The 16,609-nt window shown below is 31.2% G+C and carries 20 protein-coding genes and 1 rRNA gene; 9 read left to right on the top strand and 12 right to left on the bottom strand.

Annotation, left to right across the window (positions count from 1 at the left end; all coding sequences use genetic code 11):
* Window positions 1-78 (top strand): 5S ribosomal RNA (gene rrf / locus ABD077_RS14365); the annotation flags it as partial.
* Window positions 79-365: 287 nt separating this feature from the next.
* Here the strand turns inward: rrf and ABD077_RS14360 are convergent.
* A complete protein-coding gene (locus ABD077_RS14360; RefSeq protein WP_343912978.1) occupies window positions 366-2,579 on the bottom strand; it encodes an ATP-binding protein in 2,214 nt (737 codons plus the stop codon).
* A gap of 196 nt (window positions 2,580-2,775) precedes the next feature.
* Between ABD077_RS14360 and trhA the strand changes: the two genes are divergently transcribed.
* The gene (gene trhA / locus ABD077_RS14355) at window positions 2,776-3,402 is read left to right on the top strand and encodes a PAQR family membrane homeostasis protein TrhA (RefSeq protein WP_343912977.1); all 627 of its coding nucleotides are present in this window, start codon (window positions 2,776-2,778) and stop codon (window positions 3,400-3,402) included.
* Window positions 3,403-3,462: 60 nt separating this feature from the next.
* On the opposite strand, the gene ABD077_RS14350 is transcribed toward trhA, so the two are convergent.
* The 4 genes from ABD077_RS14350 to ABD077_RS14335 all read right to left on the bottom strand — a co-directional run bounded on the left by ABD077_RS14350 (window position 3,463) and on the right by ABD077_RS14335 (window position 6,227).
* Complete coding sequence (locus ABD077_RS14350) at window positions 3,463-4,263, bottom strand: DUF8213 domain-containing protein (protein ID WP_343912976.1); 801 nt, start codon at window positions 4,261-4,263, stop codon at window positions 3,463-3,465.
* Window positions 4,264-4,388: 125 nt separating this feature from the next.
* Window positions 4,389-4,817 (bottom strand): DUF4268 domain-containing protein, encoded by a 429-nt coding sequence (locus tag ABD077_RS14345; protein WP_343912975.1) that lies wholly within the window; start codon window positions 4,815-4,817, stop codon window positions 4,389-4,391.
* A 1-nt stretch (window position 4,818) separates the two neighbouring features.
* On the bottom strand, window positions 4,819-5,496 hold the full coding sequence (locus tag ABD077_RS14340) for a ZIP family metal transporter (RefSeq protein WP_343912974.1): 678 nt from the start codon (window positions 5,494-5,496) through the stop codon (window positions 4,819-4,821).
* Complete coding sequence (locus tag ABD077_RS14335) at window positions 5,496-6,227, bottom strand: SAM-dependent methyltransferase (protein WP_343912973.1); 732 nt, start codon at window positions 6,225-6,227, stop codon at window positions 5,496-5,498. Before ABD077_RS14335 ends, ABD077_RS14340 begins: the two co-directional genes overlap by 1 nt.
* A gap of 71 nt (window positions 6,228-6,298) precedes the next feature.
* Here ABD077_RS14335 and ABD077_RS14330 point away from each other — a divergent pair, with 71 nt between their 5' ends.
* On the top strand, window positions 6,299-7,438 hold the full coding sequence (locus tag ABD077_RS14330; RefSeq protein ID WP_343912993.1) for a THUMP domain-containing class I SAM-dependent RNA methyltransferase: 1,140 nt from the start codon (window positions 6,299-6,301) through the stop codon (window positions 7,436-7,438).
* Window positions 7,439-7,450: 12 nt separating this feature from the next.
* Here ABD077_RS14330 and ABD077_RS14325 read toward each other — a convergent pair whose 3' ends face one another.
* The 3 genes from ABD077_RS14325 to rlmD are packed head-to-tail and all read right to left on the bottom strand — an operon-like array spanning window position 7,451 to window position 10,066.
* Window positions 7,451-8,167 (bottom strand): DUF6048 family protein, encoded by a 717-nt coding sequence (locus tag ABD077_RS14325; RefSeq protein ID WP_343912972.1) that lies wholly within the window; start codon window positions 8,165-8,167, stop codon window positions 7,451-7,453.
* Complete coding sequence (locus tag ABD077_RS14320) at window positions 8,142-8,654, bottom strand: DUF6452 family protein (RefSeq protein WP_343912971.1); 513 nt, start codon at window positions 8,652-8,654, stop codon at window positions 8,142-8,144. The genes ABD077_RS14325 and ABD077_RS14320 overlap by 26 nt, the downstream gene beginning before the upstream one ends.
* 2 nt (window positions 8,655-8,656) lie before the next feature.
* On the bottom strand, window positions 8,657-10,066 hold the full coding sequence (gene rlmD, locus ABD077_RS14315) for a 23S rRNA (uracil(1939)-C(5))-methyltransferase RlmD (RefSeq protein WP_343912970.1): 1,410 nt from the start codon (window positions 10,064-10,066) through the stop codon (window positions 8,657-8,659).
* 115 nt (window positions 10,067-10,181) lie between these two features.
* Between rlmD and ABD077_RS14310 the strand changes: the two genes are divergently transcribed.
* From ABD077_RS14310 to rocD, 3 genes are all read left to right on the top strand, one after another.
* A complete protein-coding gene (locus ABD077_RS14310) occupies window positions 10,182-10,745 on the top strand; it encodes an RNA polymerase sigma factor (RefSeq protein WP_343912969.1) in 564 nt (187 codons plus the stop codon).
* A complete protein-coding gene (locus tag ABD077_RS14305; RefSeq protein WP_343912968.1) occupies window positions 10,735-11,115 on the top strand; it encodes a DUF6768 family protein in 381 nt (126 codons plus the stop codon). Before ABD077_RS14310 ends, ABD077_RS14305 begins: the two co-directional genes overlap by 11 nt.
* Window positions 11,116-11,345: 230 nt before the next feature.
* Window positions 11,346-12,623 carry an ornithine--oxo-acid transaminase gene (rocD, locus tag ABD077_RS14300; RefSeq protein WP_343912967.1) on the top strand — a complete coding sequence of 426 codons (1,278 nt, stop codon included), beginning with the start codon at window positions 11,346-11,348 and terminating at the stop codon, window positions 12,621-12,623.
* Window positions 12,624-12,636: 13 nt separating this feature from the next.
* On the opposite strand, the gene ABD077_RS14295 is transcribed toward rocD, so the two are convergent.
* A complete protein-coding gene (locus ABD077_RS14295; protein ID WP_343912966.1) occupies window positions 12,637-13,545 on the bottom strand; it encodes a Brp/Blh family beta-carotene 15,15'-dioxygenase in 909 nt (302 codons plus the stop codon).
* A gap of 63 nt (window positions 13,546-13,608) precedes the next feature.
* Between ABD077_RS14295 and ABD077_RS14290 the strand changes: the two genes are divergently transcribed.
* Window positions 13,609-14,349 carry a bacteriorhodopsin-like gene (locus ABD077_RS14290; protein ID WP_343912965.1) on the top strand — a complete coding sequence of 247 codons (741 nt, stop codon included), beginning with the start codon at window positions 13,609-13,611 and terminating at the stop codon, window positions 14,347-14,349.
* Between the two features lie 85 nt (window positions 14,350-14,434).
* On the opposite strand, the gene ABD077_RS14285 is transcribed toward ABD077_RS14290, so the two are convergent.
* Both ABD077_RS14285 and ABD077_RS14280 read right to left on the bottom strand, forming a co-directional pair.
* The gene (locus tag ABD077_RS14285) at window positions 14,435-14,863 is read right to left on the bottom strand and encodes a DUF2752 domain-containing protein (protein ID WP_343912964.1); all 429 of its coding nucleotides are present in this window, start codon (window positions 14,861-14,863) and stop codon (window positions 14,435-14,437) included.
* Window positions 14,853-15,128: a CD225/dispanin family protein gene (locus tag ABD077_RS14280; RefSeq protein WP_343912963.1), complete on the bottom strand. Its 276-nt coding sequence runs from the start codon at window positions 15,126-15,128 to the stop codon at window positions 14,853-14,855. Before ABD077_RS14280 ends, ABD077_RS14285 begins: the two co-directional genes overlap by 11 nt.
* A gap of 148 nt (window positions 15,129-15,276) precedes the next feature.
* On the opposite strand from ABD077_RS14280, the gene ABD077_RS14275 reads away from it, so the two are divergent.
* Window positions 15,277-15,498, top strand: a complete 222-nt coding sequence (locus ABD077_RS14275) for a hypothetical protein (RefSeq protein WP_343912962.1) — start codon at window positions 15,277-15,279, stop codon at window positions 15,496-15,498.
* Window positions 15,499-15,504: 6 nt separating this feature from the next.
* Window positions 15,505-16,056: a Smr/MutS family protein gene (locus ABD077_RS14270; protein ID WP_343912961.1), complete on the top strand. Its 552-nt coding sequence runs from the start codon at window positions 15,505-15,507 to the stop codon at window positions 16,054-16,056.
* A 2-nt stretch (window positions 16,057-16,058) separates the two neighbouring features.
* On the opposite strand, the gene ABD077_RS14265 is transcribed toward ABD077_RS14270, so the two are convergent.
* Window positions 16,059-16,607, bottom strand: coding sequence for a hypothetical protein (locus tag ABD077_RS14265; RefSeq protein WP_343912960.1), 549 nt, complete (start codon window positions 16,605-16,607; stop codon window positions 16,059-16,061).
* Window positions 16,608-16,609 lie beyond the last annotated feature (2 nt).

The raw sequence follows: 16,609 nt of genomic DNA, 5'->3' as shown, positions 1-16,609 counted from the left end.
TTACCATTCCGAACAGAGAAGTTAAGCCCGTTAGCGCCAATGGTACTACAATCGTGGGAGAGTAGGTCGCCGCCTTCCTTGAAAACCCTTCATTATAACAATGAAGGGTTTTTTTATGAAGTAAACTGAAGCTCTAGAGAATAAATAATACCTACTGTTAATAGCAACAAACAACATTTTTTAATCAAATTAAAGAGTGTATGGTTTATATTTTATAGCTATCAATTTAAATTAGAATACTGTAGTGTGCTTAATATAGGTATGATTTTTATTCAAAAATAAAAGCCCAAATTGTAATGTAATTTGGACTTTTAAAAGAGAATATTAACCAGTAGCTAATACCTTTGAAGCGATTATAATATAACTTAGGAGGCTTTAGAAATCTCTCCATTTAGATTTGTTTCAATTTTGTGAAAGAATTCTTCATTTTTATAAGGTTTTCTAAGGAAATCGTTGAAACCAGAGTTGGAGTCTAATATGGCTTGTACGGTGTCTTGTGTATCAGATGCTGTTAATGCTATAATAGGAACTGTAGGATTAAATGTTCTTATTATTTTTGTTGCTTCCATACCTCCCATATTTGGCATGTTTAAATCCATAAGAATTAGATCGTAATGGGTTTCTTTAACCATCTGTGTGGCAATAAGACCATCGTCAGCAATCTCCGAAGGGTATCCTTTTGTTTTAAGAACATTTTTGGTAACAATCTGGTTTATTTTATTGTCTTCAACGATAAGGATTTTATAATCTTCTTTATTTAGAAGTGGTATACATTCTTTCTGTTTATCAATAGGGCTCACATTTTCTTTAGTGGTATCAATTTCAAAATCAACGGTAAAGTAGAACGTAGTACCTTCACCTGGAGTACTTTTGATTTTTATATCACCACCATGTAGATTAACCAAGTTTTTCACAATATGTAAACCTAAACCAGTACCTGTAGTATGATCTTTAGCATCTGCTTGTGAGAATTTTTCAAATATTATTTCTTGTTTGTCTAATGGAATACCTCTTCCGTCATCTTTTATTTCAAATTTGATTGATACTTTGTTGTTTTTTACAATCGGATTGATGAAATTTAGCCATATGTTTCCATTTTTTGTGAATTTATTAGCGTTGCTAATAAGATTAATAAAAATTTGGGATAATCTTACTTGATCACCTATTAAATGATGTGGAATGTTTTCATCAAAATTTAAGTGTAGTGTATTTCCGTTTTTGTCTGCTTGATATTCAAATGAGTTTTTAATATCATCTGCTAATCCTTTTATATTATAGCTAGTCTTGTCTAAGGTAATCTCATAAGATTCCATTTTTGTTACTTGTAGCACGTCATTAATAAGGTTTAATAGATGATCCGCTGAGAATTTCATGAGTTTTATGAATTTATGATTCTCTTCATCTTTAATTCTTTCCATAAGAATAGAGGATAAACCAACTACACCGTATAACGGAGTCCTAAGCTCATGACTTACAGTAGAAATAAACTTTGTTTTGACAGCGGCTAATCTGTCGGACTTTTCTTTGGAAATTTTAAGTTCTTTATTCCTAATGGCTAATGATTCACCTAAAACCTTTGTTTTTCTATGATTATAGATAAAGAAACAAAATAGAATAAGACATAATACTAATAAAGACAATGTAAAAATTGAAATGTTTTGGGACTGTTTTGCTTTTTGGGTTTGTATGGTATTATTTTTATTACTAACGACTAGTTTTTCTTTAAACTCATTATTTTCTAATTTTTCTATTTCTAATGCCGTTTCATGATGCGTGGTATACTTTTTAAGAATAGCGTAAGCCCTATCTTGTCTTCCTAGTTTAACCAGCAACTCTTCATATTTTTTGTAAACAGTCATAGCCTGTCTAAACATTTTATTCTTTTCGGCAATGGACGCGGCCATTTCGAAATAACGTATAGCATTACTATAATTTTTGTGAATTACAAAATATTCTCCAAACCTTGTGTAGGTGGTTAGCAGGTTTACTGGATATTGAGAATTGGTCTTAAAGTATTTTTGACACTTTTCTAATAGAGTATACGCCTTTCGGTAATTTCTTGTCTTTAGATAAATGTTTGCCAAATTAAGTTCCACTACATGCAAAGAATGCATGTCTAAATCTTCTGAATATTTGTAAATTTCTTTGATTCTTTTTAGTGCTCTACCTGGTTTATTAAAGCCTTCGAGATATACTAATGCAAGATTGTTGTTTACTTCTATGGTAAGTTCAGAATTATCTTTTAATTCTTTTATAAATAATTCAGCAACTTTGTATTCTTTTAGGGCTTTTTTGTATTCTTTGTTTGAATAATAGATATTACCTAATAAATTGTAAGCATACCCTTTAATATAATACTCTTGTTGACTATTGAACTTAGAAGAAACATCGATAATCCTTTCAATTATCATTACACCATTAGCCCTTCCAATAGAGTTTAAATGTTCTTCGGTATCTGTAATGATACAGGTAAGTTCGGAAAATGACATCTCCTCATATTGATTTGCGTATAGGGCAGAATGAAATAGATTAATACATACGAAACATATAAAATACTGAGCTATTTTAGTACTTTTCATTGTTTATAACAGATTTTGGGGCAATCAAATATAGTTAAAAAAAACAAAATAACGGTTTAAATACTAATTAAATACGGTTAAAGTGTATTTTATTACGTTTTGATATCCTTAAAATAGGTATATTCTTACATTTTAAATCATTATTTACAAGTAATAAATTTGAGTAAGTACAAATCACTTTTTTATTTTTGTTTTAATGAAACAGCAATCTGATTTAGAAGAAAGGTGGAATTGGCTTAGCCATGGTTTAGGTTTTATAATGGCAATATTAGGTCTCTTTGTATTAATATATTATGACAATAGTAAAACACAGTTCAGCAGATTTTCAATTTACCTATATGGTATTTCTTTAATTGTTCTTTATTTTTCCTCCGCTTTATATCATTATATAACAGATCTTAATCTCAAGAATAAATTGAGAGTTATGGATCATATTGGGATCTACTTGTTAATCGCAGGAACTTATACTCCCGTAACTTTAATAGCCTTGATAAGTAGCAAGGGATGGCTGCTTTTTATCTTAGTTTGGTCACTAGCTGTATTGGGTTCTATTTTGAAATTATTTTTTACAGGTAAATATGAAGTTGTATCGGTTCTTCTGTATTTGTTAATGGGATGGTTAATTGTAATAGATTTTTCACAACTTACAGAAATAGTTGGTAAAAATGGAGTCATGTATTTGATTTACGGAGGTTTAGCTTATACTGTGGGGATCATTTTTTATGCGGTTAAAAAGCTAAATTATAATCATGTGATTTGGCATTTTTTTGTTTTGGCTGGAAGCGTTTTTCACTTCATGTTTATTTGGAAATTCGTTATCTAAGATAGCACTATATCAGGCAAATTTAAGCCTGATATAGTAATAGTATTTTATAATTGAAGTTTATCCTCTGCATCCTCGAATGACACCAAATACATAATCATCGGCTGCTTCATTAAACTCATCACCACAATTACGATCACTGCTTCCACCACTTGCGTTATTCACATTACTGCATTGATCATGATCCATACAATCTTTTGTCCAGGCACTAGGAATCCACCATCTTCCACAATCAGCTCCGCATCTTCCCATGCAACCATAGTTTCTTCTTGGTTTACTTCCGACTTTTACACGATCTCTATGACTACCGCTAGAATCATCATATTCTGCGGTTACATATGTGTTTTTACGGATACAAGTGATTCCTTCATTTCTATTTTTTAGATTCATAGAATTTGATGGTGATTGAATACTCCTTTTTGAATAGATATACCCAACAGGTGATTTACCCCAATATTCCATTAATGTTAGCAAGGTATACTCTGTCATTGAAATATTTCCTTTTTTAGAATCTAGTAAATACTCGGAGATGATTTTTCCTGTATTAAGTAATGCTTCTTTTTGAGATTCAGAAAAATTATTGTCGTGTCCATCTATACTCATATTTTCGTTACCAAAATTAATAAGAGCTTCAATATTCTTTTTGTCAATAGATATTGATACTTTAAATTCGAGCTCAGATATTGCTTTTACAGAATATTCGATAGTGCTATTGTTAGTGTCTAACTTACCAGATAGCATATCTTCATTTTGTATTTCTAGACCGATTTCTTGAGCTTCGGGAGAGCTATTTTCTTTAGTACATTGAAGACATAAAAATGAGCATAGCACGATTGCTATGGAGTTAACATAGTTTTTCATAATTATTGAGTTTGTGTTTTAGTTACTCGTAAGGTATGAAAAACTTTCTAAAATGATAATTTATTAAAATTTTAGCACGAAAAATTAAAATTTGTTACAAAAAGAGGTGTAAAAGTATTATAATGCTAATCCTGGATAATATCCTTGTATTCTAAAAAGAAGTTTTCAAGTCTGTCCATGTAAGTGTTTAGGAACTTCATTGTTGTTTCCCATGTTTTTTTGTTATGAATACTTACACCTAGTAACTCGATATATATTTTAGAAATTACTTTACCGTTTTCTAGAATATATCGTTCATCAAAGATAATGTTACTTATATATTCTTCTTTAAGAATATTCTTTAGACTTAAAAATTTATCATAATAATATACCCGAATAAGATCATCATAGGGTTCAATGTCAATAGATACTTGAGCGATTTTGGTAGTAAACGTAAACTTTAGTGTTACGTCTTTGATTTTGGTATTATATAATAACCATTTTCTAGGATATTCGGTACCAAAAGTGGTCCAAAATTCTTGTCTTATTTTTTTTGATTCTTCTTTACTAAACATCCTAAATGAAATAAGCACTAGCGGTTGCTGCCAAAATAACCATTAATTTGGTAATATTAAATTTATGGCCTTCGTTGCTTTCAAATAATATGGTTGTAGATACATGCAAAAAAATACCAATTACAAGAGCAGTGATTTCCTTATAATATTTTTGTACGGCTTCAAAATGTTCTGAAATCAATGTTCCTAAAGGAGTCATTAAAGCAAAAATAAAAAGTAAGCCGATTATAGTAGTTCTTTTTATTTGAGTATTAATTAAAAAGGTGGTTAGAATCATAGCAATAGGGATTTTATGAACTATAATTCCCACAAGTATTCCTTCGGTGTGATGAATAGGAAAACCTTCTAGAAGTGCATGAATTCCCAAACTTATAAATAATAACTTAGGGATTCTTGTTGTCTTTTTGTGTAGGTGTATATGTCCGTGTTCTGCTCCTTTCGAAAAGTACTCCAATATTTTTTGAAGTAGAATCCCTATCATAATCCAAACCCCTGTTTGTTTGGCATGCTGATGATCTTCGAAAACTTCAGGTAATAAATTAAATATAGTAATTGCTAATAAAAAAGCTCCACTAAATGCTAAAAGTAATTTTAGATTTTTCTGATTACTGGGTTTAAATATATATACAATTAAAGACCCTACAAAAACTGCTAATATGGAAAAAATGTGGTGATACACTATTTAAAAATAAGAATGAGTCTAGAAGAATTAGTTTTGTGAAATTTTTGGAGTTGGTAATTCCCAAAAATATCAATTAAATCTGCTTTAGCTTCGCTAAAGTATGCTTTAAAATCTTCTAATGTTATTGCTTTTACTTTTTCAGTAAAGAAGTAATCTTCATTATTGTCTTCGAATCTAATTTCTTTATGGATGTATCCTTTTTCTACATACCTTTTTATATGAAAGGTAATTCCTGATACTTCTTTAGTTTCTTCCGGAACAAGATGATCAATAACATACTCTACATTCATAAAATCAATTACTCCAAATCCAGTTTCGTTTAAATTTGATTTTATAGCTTTAATTGTATTTAGATTGCATTCTTCTTTTTCAAAATATCCAAAACTAGTAAATAGATTAAAAACTCCAGAAAACTTTTCATGATAAGGTTTAGACATATCATGAACTCTGAATCTCAATGTTTCGTTTTCAAATTTAGAAGCATATTTTATGCTGTTTTTTGAGAGATCTACTCCTGTAACATCATATCCTAATTGGTTCAGATAGATACTGTGTCTTCCTTTTCCGCAGGCAAGATCAAGTAATTTTTCTCCAGGTTCTAGATTTAAATAATTACTTAAGTTATCCATGAATTGCTGCGCCTCTTCATGACCTCTATCTTTATATAATATATGATAATATGGTGTATCAAACCAAGATGCATACCACATTGTAGAATCTTTTAGCATAGGGCGCAAAATTAATGTATTTTTGCCGTTTAATAATAGCGAATTAGAAGATAGTGAGCAATTCATTTAAAATGGTAGCCAAAACCTTCTTTGGTTTTGAAGAAATATTAGCACAGGAGCTTAGGGATCTTGGAGCTCTAAAAGTTCAAGTAGGGAACAGAATGGTTAGTTTTTACGGTGATAAAGGATTTATGTATAAGGCAAACCTTTGTTCGAGAACTGCGTTAAAAATTTTAAAACCAATCGGCACCAAAAAAATTCGGAATGAAAGAGATTTATATAACTTTATACAATCTATTCGTTGGGAAGAATATTTGAATGAAAATGATACTTTTGCAATTTATACTACGGTGAATTCAACGATTTTTCGACATTCTCAATTTGTTTCCCTAAAGTCTAAAGATGCAATTGTAGATAAATTTAGAAAGGAAAAAGGCAAACGACCTAATGTAAATACAGATTATCCAGATTTAACTATCAATATACACATACAGCAGGATTTATGTACTGTGTCATTAGACAGTTCTGGAGGATCATTACACCATAGAGGATATAGAACGGCAACAAATATAGCGCCTATTAATGAGGTGTTGGCAGCTGGTTTGTTATTGCTTTCCGGATGGGATGGAAGATCTGATTTTTTAGATCCAATGTGCGGTAGTGGGACACTTGTTATAGAAGCCGCTATGATAGCCTGTAATATTCCCGCTAATCTAAACCGTAAAGAATTTGCTTTCGAAAAGTGGTTGGATTGGGATATGGATTTGTTTGAAAAAATAGAAGCTGCTTGCCTAAATAAGACCAGAGAGTTTCGACATAAAATTGTTGGTTTTGATAAAGCACCTTCTGCATTAAGAAAAGCAATAAAGAATGTACAAAACGCTAATCTTTCGGATTTTGTAACTATAGAAAATCAAAACTTCTTTGAAAGTTCTAAAGAAGTAGAAGATAAATTGCATATGGTTTTTAATCCTCCTTACGGAGAACGTTTAGAACTTAATGAAGAAGAATTTTATGGTAAAATAGGGGATACATTAAAACAAGAATATCCAAATACCAATGCTTGGTTTATTACTTCTAATCTCGAAGCTTTAAAATATGTGGGACTTCGACCTTCGAGAAAAATAAAGGTGTTTAACGGTAAATTAGAATCTCGCTTGGTGAAATATGAAATGTATGCCGGGAGTAAAAAAGCAAAATTCCAAAAATAGATATAAACTAGATTACCTCTTCTTTTTATAAAATGGGATTAAATAACTAATTGTATAGGTGTATCCAACATTAAATTCACTGAAATCATTAGTTCTTCCAAATCCAGGGATGAATAAATTTTCAAATCCTGTGGGATCTTGTTCATTTACAATTCTTCTTAAAGATACATTCGCACCTAAATAAATGTTTTTGAATAGTTCTACTTTAAGACCTAATACCAATTCGATCCAGCCTGCTGTTAAGCCCGTGGACTCTCTTCCTTCACTTCTGAAGTTTTCTAGATTATCAGGAGTATCAAAAAAATCAGTACCAGTGAATATATTATAGTCATTAAGTGTTTGGTCGAAAGTTGAAAATCCATATCTAAGCCCAGCATAAATACTGTTCTGCATGCCATACCAATTCTTATAAGTATTATAATCAATTCCTAATCTCACATAGCTTCCGGATCCTTCTACATTTATATTAGTTTCATCTCTTAGTAGAGATTCATTACCTATTTCAGCAGCGATATAATAATTTTTATATACTCTATAATCTGCATTGATTTCAAATCCTGAATAATCATCATTTACAGCAGTTCTTATAAATCGGGCTATGTCTACGCCTAATCTTAAACCATATTTTTCTGATGGAGGCAAAGTATCTCTTGCAGTAAGATTCGGTTCTTCCTGACAATAAATAATACCTGAAATTAGGATGCTAGTGAAAAATAAGTATATGCGCATTTGTTTCATCGATAACATCGGGTTCTTCTATTATTATATTTTTAATCCAATTCTGATCACCTTCTGGTATTAGGTTTTCTCCAAGTTCATTGTATATTACTCTAAAACCACAAGCACTGCTAACGTACTCTTCTACAGGTGCGTAAACAATATTTATTACATCTGTATTCGGATCATCACCGCCATCTTCAGTATCGGAATTAATAGTTAATTCAAAATTGGTTAATAAAGCGTTTGTACGTAGTGGGATCAATATAGAATCTTGATTTGTTTCATAGGTGATAATATTCTCAAAACCTTCTGCTTTTACCTGAAGTTCATCGGGTTGTTTAATATCGGTAGGAGTATCGAAATCCATAAATTTGATTATCAAGAAAGGAGTAGTAGGTGTGTCTTCTGCACAGATATCATCACGTTCGCAACTAGAACAGAGATGCATAATGCTAAGACAGCAAGTTATTATAGTAATAGTTTTATATAATTTCATTTCTATCTTTTTTCTAATAAAACCACATTTTCCACATGATGTGTTTGTGGAAACATATCTACAGGTTGTATTTTGGTAACTTTATACATGCTATCTAATAACGACAGATCTCTTGCCTGTGTTGCACTATTACAGCTTACATATACTATTTTATTTGGTGATATATTTAGTAATTGTCCTAAGACATCCTTGTGCATCCCATCTCTAGGAGGATCAGTGATTACAACTTCCGGTTGTCCATGTGCTGCAATAAACTGAGCTGTAAATACCTTTTTCATATCCCCTACATAAAACTCTACATTGTCTATTCCATTATGTTTTGCATTTGCTTTAGCATCTTCAATTGCCTCGGGTACAGCCTCCACACCAACAACTTTCTTAGCTTTTTTAGCTACAAATTGAGCTATAGTTCCTGTACCTGTATATAAATCGTAAACTAATTCTTCTCCGCTAAGACCAGCAAAATCTCGAGTGATTTTATATAATTCATAGGCTTGTTTAGAATTCGTTTGATAGAATGATTTAGCATTTATCTTAAAACGAAGTCCTTCCATTTCTTCTTCTATATGATCTTTTCCGTGATAACAAATCACTTCTTGATCATAAATAGTATCATTGCCTTTAGTATTAATAACATATTGTAACGATGTGATTTCTGGAAATTCCGAAATAATATAATCTAGTAATAAGGTTCTCTTTTCTATATCTTCATAAAAAAACTGAATTAATACCATTATTTCACCAGTAGAAACTATACGCATCATTAAGGTTCTCAAAAACCCTTTTTGGTTTCTGGCATTATAAAAAGTAAGGTCATTTTGCGTAGCAAAATTTTTAATCTTATTTCTTATAGCGTTACTAGGGTCTTCTTGTAGGTGGCATTTATCTATATCTAAGATTTTATCCCACATTCCAGGAATATGAAATCCTAATGCGTTCCTATTTTCAATTTCTGTATCACTTTGTATTTCTTCTAGTGTTAACCATCTGCTGTCACTAAAGGAGAATTCCATTTTATTTCTATAAAAAAATTGATCTTCAGACCCTAAAATAGGGGTAACTTCAGGTAGTTGAATTTTTCCTAATCTTGTTAGGTTGTTAACCACTTCCTGTTCTTTATAGGCTAATTGATGTTCGTATGCCATGAATTGCCATTTACATCCACCGCAAGTTCCAAAATGTTTACAAGCAGGAGTAACCCTTTTTTCAGATTTTTTATGAAAAACTGTAGCAGATCCTTCATAATAAGCTTTTCGTTTTTTGATAGTCTGAATATCGACTATATCTCCAGGAACTGCATTGTTTAAAAATATAATCTTCCCGTCTGGAGCTTTGGCGATGCTTTTTCCTTTTGCACCAGCATCGATCACTTCTATGTTTTCAAAAACCTTCTTTCTATTCTTTCTGGCCATAGCGCAAAAATAAGAATAGAAACCATATACTTATTAAATATTCAACATATCTTATAAAAAGATTAAAAAAAATGAACCTAAAATTTATTTCTACGTCTATAGTATAAAGGTTACCATGAAAGATGCTGATAAAATATTTGATTCCTTATTGGTTTTGAGATGTCAATCAGGAGATAAGATGGCGGCTACAATTCTTGTAAAAAGGTGGCATAAGAGATTGTGTAAGCAAGCGAATTGGTATGTAAAAGATATGCATATTTCTAAAGACATTACCCAAGATTGTTGGAACACGATTTTTTTAAAAATATCAGATCTTAAGAATACAAATAGTTTTGGTAGCTGGGCATTATCTATAGTAAACAGAAAATCTATTGATTGGCTACGTAAAAATCAGAAAGAGAAAGAAGTATTAGATTCCTATTCGAAAGAAGTAAATACTCCAATTTTGGAATATGAGATAATTGATGAATCTGAAAATAGGAAACAATTATTGAAAAGGGCAATTAAAAAGTTATCTATTGAACAACAGATGATTTTAAATCTTTTTTACAAAGAAGAGTATAGTATAAAGGAGATAAGTACGATTGTAGGGGTTTCTTTAGGAACTGTAAAATCACGCTTATTCACCGCAAGAGAAAAATTAAAATCAATTTTAAAAACCAAAAATAATGAATACTGATATGGAAGATATTGATAAATTAATAAAAGAAATGCTTACAGAGGAAGAAGCTAAATTCTATGATGATTTAGACGAACAAACCATTTTTGAAATGATAGGAGGATTATATAAGACCAAAAATAGGTGGATCATTGTCGTAATGAATATCGTTAACTTGATTGCATTTGGTCTATTTATTTATTGTATTGTAAAGTTTTTAGAAACGGAAAATACTAACGAGCTTATAAAATGGAGTGTAGCTGGTTTGCTGAGTATTATGGTTGCATCAATGCTTAAAATATATTCCTGGTTACAAATAGACAAGAATGCTTTGATTAGAGAAATTAAAAGATTAGAACTACAGATTTCTTCTTTAGCTAATAAGAAATGAATGGTATTTCCTCAAAAGATGATATTAAAAAATAATCATGGAAATCATCTATTATTTTGAATAATTAAAAATTGTATGCTGTAGATACACGAAAATTAAATAATCCATAAAGATTTAGTAATTTGCGCTTCTCTTAGGGATGATTTCTCTCCCACGCTGAATTTTCGAGTCTTTTCGAAAGGATAAAGGTATAGAAGGAATGGTTATTTTGTCAATTTAAATTATTAAAAATGGCTGTTTTAGAAAAATTAACTTCTCAACAAGCAATCGATTTAGAAAACAAGTATGGAGCTCATAATTACCACCCTTTACCTGTGGTATTAAGTAAAGGTGAAGGGGTATATGTATGGGATGTCGAAGGAAAGAAATACTATGATTTTTTAAGTGCATATTCTGCAGTAAATCAAGGACATTGTCATCCAAAAATTGTGGGAGCGATGATGGAACAAGCACAAACACTTACCCTAACATCGAGAGCATTTTATAATGATAAATTAGGTGCATATGAAAAATTTGCATCAGAGTTTTTTGGTTTCGATAAGCTATTACCAATGAATACGGGTGCTGAAGCTGTAGAAACTGCCTTAAAAATATGTAGAAAGTGGGCCTATGAGAAAAAGGGTATTCATGAAAATGAAGCGCAAATTATAGTTTGTGAGAATAATTTTCATGGTCGAACTACTACTATCATATCATTTTCTAATGATCCGGTAGCAAGAAAGAATTTCGGACCTTATACTTCAGGTTTTATAAAGATAGCGTATGATAATCTGAAGCAATTAGAAGAAGCTTTGGAGGCTAATAAAAATGTAGCTGGTTTTTTAGTAGAACCTATACAAGGAGAAGCAGGAGTTTACGTACCGTCAGAAGATTATTTAGCTAAAGCTAAAGCATTATGTGAAAAACACAATGTCTTGTTCATAGCAGATGAAGTACAGACGGGTATCGCAAGAACTGGAAGGTTATTGGCAACTTGTGGTAATTGTTCTTGTAGTGATAAAAATTGTTCAGGTACTCCAAATGTAAAACCGGATATTTTAATTTTAGGGAAAGCTCTAAGTGGAGGAGCGTATCCTGTTTCAGGTGTACTGGCTAACGATACTATTATGGAAGTTATAAAGCCAGGTAATCACGGTAGTACTTTTGGTGGTAATCCTGTGGCTGCAGCAGTAGCTGTAGCAGCTTTAGAAGTAGTTAGAGATGAGAAACTCGCGGAGAATGCTTTTGAATTAGGGGAATTATTCAGAACAGAAATGAACGAGTATATCAAAACGTCAAATATAGTTACCTTAGTTAGAGGTAAAGGATTGTTAAATGCGATCGTAATTAATGATCATGAGGAAAGTGAGACAGCATGGAATATTTGTGTAGCACTTAAAGAAAATGGTTTATTGGCAAAACCAACTCATGGTAATATTATTCGTTTTGCACCACCGTTAGTAATGAATGAAGAGCAATTGCTGGAGTGTGTTGATATCATTAAGAATACACTTAAAGAATTCGAATAATATCTTATCTTTTCTATTTATTGAGCTTTGACATGATCCATACATGTGGAAATGTTATTGCGGCGATTGAGGTAAAGAATATTGAAATAAAAAGGCGATCTTGGTTTTGAAAAGCTATAAAAATAGTGATTAAACCGATAATAGATAATGTCCATTGTAAAAGGGAGGATTTTAAATATTTAATAAAATTTTCCCTTTTATAATTTCCATATAAAAAATATACTTGATCTGCTAATGATGGAATACTATGCCAAAAAATGAAGTAAATAGCAAAAGCCCACAGTAAAGAAGCAGTGTTAAAAATCACGTAAAATAATAATAAATAAAACAATTCTTCCCAAATATTGACTCTTATCAATTTCATCCTTAGGCAAGTAATAAGAGTCCCGAAAAATATTACAAAGGAAAACATAGATGTATATAGATACACATTTTTTGAAATGTTAATCCCTGTGATGTTATGAATGATTTTTGTTACCTCTACATTATTACTTAAAAAAAGTACTCCAAGAATAACCATGCCATAAAAAATATATAATAAAGGTTTATGAGGGGATCGTTTAATAAATTTAGAAGTCCAATGCTGTTCCCCAAAGTGGTAGGCGCTGAAAAGTATAAATACCAATAAAGCAAATTGAGACATGAAATAAAAAAGCAGAACACCTATCAAAAGAAATAATAAATAAGAATATAGAATCTTCTTACTTACTTTTTTTTTAGACCCCTTCTCAATCAGTTTTATATCATTAGTACCATGTAATATGCCAATTGACATTATTAATATAAATGCTAATAGGTTTTCTATTTCTTCTCTAAAATAAGTAGCAATCCAAAGAGAGAAAAAAGTGAGAATTAACATGAAATTTCTCATATCAGTAAAAAAACGGCTATATTTTTTCATTTTGTTTAATAAAATTTTCATAAAGTTAAACATTTTTTGTTTAATGTTTCATAATTTTAGTTAAACAAAATAAATAATTATACTATGAAAAACTTTTTAACACCTTTGTTTTTGTCTCCGGAAATTGCAACTGATGATTATGTCGGTTTTACATTCTTTGTTGGATGTATGGCAATGATGGCAGCATCAGTATTTTTCTTTTTTTCTATGAATAACTTTGATAAAAAGTGGAAGACCTCCATTTTAGTTTCTGCATTAATCACTTTTATTGCAGCGGTGCATTATTGGTATATGAGGGATTATTGGTATACCCATGGAAATTCACCAACATTCTTCCGTTATGTAGACTGGATACTTACGGTACCTTTGATGTGCGTGGAGTTTTATCTCATTTTGAAGGCAGCTGGGGCTAAAAAATCTTTAATGTGGAGATTGATATTTCTTTCAGTAATTATGTTAGTTACAGGTTATTTCGGAGAAGCGGTTTATCGAGACCAAGCTTGGTTATGGGGACTTGTTTCCGGAGTAGCTTATTTTGTAATTGTATATGATATTTGGTTAGGACGCGCAAAGAAACTAGCTCAAGAAGCTGGTGGTGCTGTATTAGCAGCCCATAAGACACTATGTTGGTTCGTGCTAGTTGGTTGGGCAATCTATCCGATTGGATATATGGCTGGTACTCCAGGATGGTATGAAGGGATTTTTGGAGGTCTAGCAATGGATGTGGTTTATAATATCGGTGATGCGATCAATAAAATTGGTTTTGGATTAGTTATTTATAATTTAGCCGTTATTGCATCTTCCAAAGAAAATGTTACTGTTTAAAGCATTATTATTAAATTTTAAAAATCCCATCATAAGGTGGGATTTTTTTAGTTAGTGCAACTACGAAATAATTAAAGATGATTCTTTAAGGTGCTAAATGACAAAAAGGAGGAGTTGCTATGTTTCTTAAGATCCAGTAGCAAATTATCAAAACAAAAACAGTAATTGAAAAGTATTTATTATAGGTCCAATCAACTACTTCTCTTTTAAAAAAAGCTTTGGAAATGTAGTAATATCCCTTAATTCCTAAAACGACAGTAAGAATTATAAAAAGCAGGTTGTGTTTTAGTGCTGCTAGTATACGACCGTTTAATAAGTCATGAATAGCTCTTTGGCTTCCGCAGCCGGGACAATGATACCCCGTAAGAGAGTGAAAAATACAACTAGGAAAAAAGCTTTCACCAGTATTAACCTCTGGGTCGTGTGATTGATAATATCTGACCAAAAAAAATATAGGTACCAGCGCTAACAAGTACCCATATTTTAAATATTTATTTGGTAATTTAAAATGCACCTTGACTTGCTCCAGTAAAGATAGCTATTCCAAAAATTGCAAAATATATAACTAAGAATATTACTCCAGCTCCAATGCCGATTAATGCCCATAGTTTTGCATTTTTTGATGCTTTAACAGCGCCTTCGTAATCTCCAGCATCATATTTCGTATTTACTTGAGTTGAATAAATAATACTCACAATACCAGTAATTAGACAACACAAAATTGTAGAAATGATTGCTAGTGCTAGGTGGTTGTTAGGTCTTGGTTGATTAGCTTCCATATATATAAACTTAATTAATAATTAGTATTTTATTAAAAACAAACTTAGAACGTAGGGGTGTCGAATGTTTCAGAGCTACAATATACACAATTTGAGTATTCCATAAATTAATGTGTGTAAAAAATCTAATATTTGATACTTTTGCGATATGGATAAAACAAAACTTAAAAGAATTTTTAGTATTGTGTTGATTCTTGGAGGAGCTATTTTTTTAATTTTAGAATTAGCATCTTCTGTAAAGAACTATTATTTGCAAGCTATTGGAATTGTATGTTTAATGACTGGTTTGTTTATTGTGAATACTGCTGTTTCTAGCAAGTCTGAAGAAATAGATGGAACATTATTGGAAGTATCAGAGGAAGAAGAATAAAATAGTATGATAAAGATCGGCGATTTTGTATCGGTTTTAGATGAACCTATTAGTGGTAAGGTAATTTCTATTAATGGAGATCAGATTACGATAGCTTCTACTGATGGATTTAATATGCATTTTATGAAGAATGAACTGGTTCTAGAAGAATCAGATAACTCCTTAGTGCCATCTTACGAAGAGGTTCAAAAAAATCTTCAGCATAAAGAGGTCTATAGAAAAAAGCCCAAAAGGAATATAACAAGGCCTAAAGAAAAAAATGTTCCAGCTATGGAGGTAGATTTGCACATTCATAAATTAGTGAAATCAACTAAAGGGATGTCAAATCATGATATGGTCACATTGCAATTAGATACAGCGAAACGACAATTAGATTTTGCTATTAGTAAACGTATCCCGAATGTTGTATTTATTCATGGGGTAGGCCAAGGAGTACTAAAAGAGGAGTTACGATATCTGTTTGGACGTTATGATAATCTTAGAATTTCCGATGCTGATTATAAAAAATATGGTTTGGGAGCGATGGAAGTTTATATTGTGCAAAACCCTAGAAGTTAATTCTAGTTTGTTATTGTGACACTGTCAGTTCCTAATACTAAAAGTTCTCTACGAATCGCAATGCCATTACCTTCTAAAGTAACATCATTTAGAGTAACAGTTCTTTCATATATGGTTTCGGTACCTGTTGTGTTTTGAAGAGTGTAACTGATTTCTACGGTTCCATTAGAGCTAATTAATTCTTGTGTTACATTTACATTGCTTACCGGTACGCTATTGCAAAAATAATCGTCGCCATCAATTACTGTGTCGAATTCTCTGTACAGTAATTGATTGGTTGTTGTATTTAAAGTTATAACTATTGGCTCATCTACCGAAATATCTGCAATAGTTGCAGGTTCGATTTCGAAATTAGAATCTGTGAAATTTACCGAAAGAGATCTGTTTGTGTCACCATCTATTACGAAAAAAACAAATGTATTATCATTTTCGTTTGAACAATTTTGGAGTTCGTCGTCACTAAAAATGTCTAAAGGAATTTCCAGAATATCTCCTTCGCTACAACCTATAAAAACAAGTGCTAAAACTAATACAGCTATTTTTTTAATCATTG

Origin of the sequence: Aquimarina litoralis (assembly GCF_039523995.1) — a bacterium.
Classification (GTDB): Bacteria; Bacteroidota; Bacteroidia; order Flavobacteriales; family Flavobacteriaceae; genus Aquimarina; species Aquimarina litoralis.
Note: the sequence above shows the minus strand (reverse complement) of the source record. Positions and strands in the feature narration are given on the sequence as shown.

Excerpts from the sequence above, each read along its gene's own strand:
- ABD077_RS14320 (WP_343912971.1), bottom strand. The coding sequence starts at position 8,654 with ATGAAATTATATAAAACTATTACTATAATAACTTGCTGTCTTAGCATT.
- rlmD (WP_343912970.1), bottom strand. The coding sequence starts at position 10,066 with ATGGCCAGAAAGAATAGAAAGAAGGTTTTTGAAAACATAGAAGTGATC.
- ABD077_RS14350 (WP_343912976.1), bottom strand. The coding sequence starts at position 4,263 with ATGAAAAACTATGTTAACTCCATAGCAATCGTGCTATGCTCATTTTTA.
- rocD (WP_343912967.1), top strand. The coding sequence starts at position 11,346 with ATGGCTGTTTTAGAAAAATTAACTTCTCAACAAGCAATCGATTTAGAA.
- ABD077_RS14270 (WP_343912961.1), top strand. The coding sequence starts at position 15,505 with ATGATAAAGATCGGCGATTTTGTATCGGTTTTAGATGAACCTATTAGT.
- ABD077_RS14335 (WP_343912973.1), bottom strand. The coding sequence starts at position 6,227 with ATGCTAAAAGATTCTACAATGTGGTATGCATCTTGGTTTGATACACCA.
- ABD077_RS14275 (WP_343912962.1), top strand. The coding sequence starts at position 15,277 with ATGGATAAAACAAAACTTAAAAGAATTTTTAGTATTGTGTTGATTCTT.
- trhA (WP_343912977.1), top strand. The coding sequence starts at position 2,776 with ATGAAACAGCAATCTGATTTAGAAGAAAGGTGGAATTGGCTTAGCCAT.
- ABD077_RS14330 (WP_343912993.1), top strand. The coding sequence starts at position 6,299 with ATGGTAGCCAAAACCTTCTTTGGTTTTGAAGAAATATTAGCACAGGAG.
- ABD077_RS14325 (WP_343912972.1), bottom strand. The coding sequence starts at position 8,167 with ATGCGCATATACTTATTTTTCACTAGCATCCTAATTTCAGGTATTATT.
- ABD077_RS14345 (WP_343912975.1), bottom strand. The coding sequence starts at position 4,817 with ATGTTTAGTAAAGAAGAATCAAAAAAAATAAGACAAGAATTTTGGACC.
- ABD077_RS14290 (WP_343912965.1), top strand. The coding sequence starts at position 13,609 with ATGAAAAACTTTTTAACACCTTTGTTTTTGTCTCCGGAAATTGCAACT.
- ABD077_RS14265 (WP_343912960.1), bottom strand. The coding sequence starts at position 16,607 with ATGATTAAAAAAATAGCTGTATTAGTTTTAGCACTTGTTTTTATAGGT.
- ABD077_RS14360 (WP_343912978.1), bottom strand. The coding sequence starts at position 2,579 with ATGAAAAGTACTAAAATAGCTCAGTATTTTATATGTTTCGTATGTATT.
- ABD077_RS14280 (WP_343912963.1), bottom strand. The coding sequence starts at position 15,128 with ATGGAAGCTAATCAACCAAGACCTAACAACCACCTAGCACTAGCAATC.
- ABD077_RS14310 (WP_343912969.1), top strand. The coding sequence starts at position 10,182 with ATGAAAGATGCTGATAAAATATTTGATTCCTTATTGGTTTTGAGATGT.
- ABD077_RS14305 (WP_343912968.1), top strand. The coding sequence starts at position 10,735 with ATGAATACTGATATGGAAGATATTGATAAATTAATAAAAGAAATGCTT.
- ABD077_RS14295 (WP_343912966.1), bottom strand. The coding sequence starts at position 13,545 with ATGAAAATTTTATTAAACAAAATGAAAAAATATAGCCGTTTTTTTACT.